Here is a 784-nt window from a genome sequence, read left to right on the forward strand (position 1 = left end):
GCTCTGCCGGCGGCCGTCGGCCTCAGCGGAGACGACTACGCGCGGCCGGTGGTGTTCGCCGCCGGCTACGCGCGGGCCCTGTGGGTCTGCGTGGTGCTCCTGGCCCTGGGCGGAGTCGTCTCGTGGCTGCTGGTCCGCGACCCCGAGCGCGATGTGGGCGTCGCGGCCACGCCTGCCGACCCAGTCAGCTGCCGCACCACCCCGATGGGCGACGCCGAGCACCAGCAGCGCGGCCGGGCCAACTAGTCTGACCGACGTGAGCGAACGGATCGGCGTCGCCGTCATCGGGGCGGCCGGGCGGATGGGCGCGCAGGCGTGCCGCGCCGTCGAGGATGCCACCGATCTCGACCTGGTCGGCCGGTTCGGCCACGCAGACGACCTCGGCGACCTGGCGGGTGCGCAGGTGGCCCTCGAGCTGACGGTTCCCGACGCCTCGCCGGCCAACGTCGCTCACTGCGTCGACCGTGGCGTGCACGTGGTGGTGGGCACCACCGGATGGACCGACGACCGGCTCGAGACCCTCCGCACCGAGTTGGCCGAGCACCCCGGGGTCGGCGTGCTCATCGCGCCGAACTTCGCCATCGGCGCCCTACTGATGATGTCCTTCGCCAGGCAGGCCGCGCGCTTCTACGAGTCCGTGGAAGTCGTCGAGCTGCACCACCCGGACAAGGTCGACGCGCCCTCCGGCACGGCGTCCCGCACCGCCGCACTCATCGCCGCGGCCCGCCGCGAGGCCCACCTGCCCACGCCGCCGGACGCCACCACCTCCGATCCGGACGGTGCG

The 784-nt window shown here is 74.2% G+C and carries 1 protein-coding gene and 1 pseudogene; both read left to right on the top strand.

The genetic code is table 11. From position 1 onward, the window contains the following. Positions 1–246, top strand: a pseudogene (locus FRW57_RS23735) (MFS transporter); the annotation flags it as partial. A 10-nt stretch (positions 247–256) separates the two neighbouring features. Continuing rightward, the coding region (locus tag FRW57_RS22330) for a 4-hydroxy-tetrahydrodipicolinate reductase (protein ID WP_152187112.1) at positions 257–784 on the top strand (528 nt) is incomplete at its 3' end.

It is taken from the genome of Segeticoccus rhizosphaerae, assembly GCF_009192725.1.
Lineage (GTDB): Bacteria > Actinomycetota > Actinomycetes > Actinomycetales > Dermatophilaceae > Segeticoccus > Segeticoccus rhizosphaerae.